This window comes from Trichococcus patagoniensis (genome assembly GCF_003051085.1).
Lineage (GTDB): Bacteria > Bacillota > Bacilli > Lactobacillales > Aerococcaceae > Trichococcus > Trichococcus patagoniensis.
Genome location: NZ_QAOM01000039.1, coordinates 1 through 1,972, shown reverse-complemented (window position 1 = coordinate 1,972; position 1,972 = coordinate 1). Strand labels below are relative to the sequence as shown.

General features: G+C 40.8%; 1 protein-coding gene. It reads right to left on the bottom strand.

All coding sequences use genetic code 11. The features are described from left to right. Positions 1-81: 81 nt before the first annotated feature. On the bottom strand, positions 82-1,824 hold the full coding sequence (locus C8U37_RS14255) for an IS1634 family transposase (protein WP_108033867.1): 1,743 nt from the start codon (positions 1,822-1,824) through the stop codon (positions 82-84). Positions 1,825-1,972: the final 148 nt, after the last annotated feature.

Genomic DNA, 1,972 nt, shown 5'->3' with positions numbered 1-1,972 from the left:
ATCTCGTCTTTGACAGTAAAAACCACAAGAATGCTAATGTAGCAGGCATACTTGTGGTTTTTTTGCATTCAAAAATGAGTACTATTTCTTCTTTTTGGTTTGTTTTAAAATATTTTTCATCTTTTTTTGCGTGACTATTTCGGTATCCGTACGGAACCCAAATGTCTCATGTAATCGATCAGTTAACTCTGTACGAGTGTAAGTGGGAATGTAGCCCTCGGCTGGCACTTCTAATACTGTCATCTTACGCACTGTATCAATGATTTCACAGCATGTATGGCTTTCGTCGATCTTTTTTTCTAAAATGCGATAAACCAGCAATGATAGAAAGCACGTCAAAAAATGAGCCTTAATTCTTTCATCTTTCTGTAAGTAGACAGGGCGAGTTCGCATTTCGCTTTTCAGAATTCGAAAAGTTTCTTCAATTTCCCATCGACGTTGATTAATGTGAACAATCTCTTCGATTGTGCTCTCTAAGTTGGTACACACCCCGTAAAACCCATCAAACTTGGCTTCTTCATTACTTATGGATAAATCGATAGTGTGACTACTTTTTTTCGCAACCTCACCATCATCAGTGACGTAGGTAGATTGAATAAAGCGGTCCGGATCGTTCGCGCGTTTCTTTCCCAATCGAGAGGGATTGTCGACTTTTTTCTGCGCTCGTTCGACTTGCTTTTCCCTAATGTTGGCCTGGTATCGCTTATGCTTCGGGGAGAAGGTTACAATCAATTTTTGCACTAGTTCATTTTCATTCATCCAACGTTCCTTGTAGTACATATTTGTATCCTTTTCAATATCTACCTCGTTAAGGTTTATGATCTGCTGTTTTTCCTTTCCGGACTCAGAGTTATCTTTGTTTGCTAATCGCCACCCATCGGGTGCTAGTGCCCATTCTTTTAGGTGTTTCTTTAACATTTTAAGAGATTGGGTCGTCACGAAGGCTCGGTTACCCATTGAATTATAAATGCGATTCTCGTAGGAAGAAAGTCCAGCATCTGTGCAGACCACAAATTTAGACAACTCAAAATCCTTAAAAATTCGTTTCTCAAGCGGCTTCATGGTTGGCTGTTCGTTTTGATTTCCAGGATTAATGACGAAAGCGAGAGGCAATCCGCTGCCATCCATAAAGAGTCCCATTTGTACTATTGGGTTTGGCCGGTTCTCTTTTGATACCCCATATTGTTTTAAGCCTTCGGCTTCCTGCGTTTCGAAGTAAAAATTCGTGCAGTCGTAATAGAGGAGCTCAGTTCGCCGTTCGACGACCGCCAAGCTGTTTTGGTAGACTGCTTTTTCGATTGACTCAGACTCTTCTGCCAAAATGTCAAGCGCTCGATACATGTGTTGCTGTTCGATTGTATGGGTCTCAAGTAGCTCGCCCGCTCGTTCCAAGGTCCCTCTCTTGGAGGTCGGATGAAGTATGCGCATGTAGAGGAGCAAAGAAAGAATTTTGTCCAGATCATATGAAAATGCATGGCGTTGTGCGATTTCTTTGCAGATGCTGTCTAGTTCCAATTGATGGTAGATAGACTTTAAAAATAGATAGCCCACATTGAATGTGCGCCTAGTATCTTTTGGAATAGGTTTATTCGGATTCAGTTTTGTAATGATGGAGGCGTTCTTCTGTTTCTGTTCATCCGTCAGTTTTTTAGCGTAATCCCGTGCCCATTCTTCAGGATCCACTCCTGGATGTTTTTCCCGTATTTCATTCTCATTTCCCAAGGCTTCGATGACCTTGGTGGTAGATTTTCCGTTGATATCACGGACATTGTCTATAATCGAATACGAGACAGAGTTCTTAGAGATACTTTTTTTGATCCGCATATGAATCCCTCCAAAGTCTTGTAATATATCGCTATTATAACACGGTACTAAATAGTACTCAATGATTATCGGGAAAATTTGACAAAAAAATAAAGCCCCATTGGGCTTTTTAGCTATTTTTTCGATAGGCAACTGTCAAACACCCGAA

Coding starts and splice junctions, on each gene's coding strand:
- C8U37_RS14255 (WP_108033867.1), bottom strand. CDS start 1,824: ATGCGGATCAAAAAAAGTATCTCTAAGAACTCTGTCTCGTATTCGATT.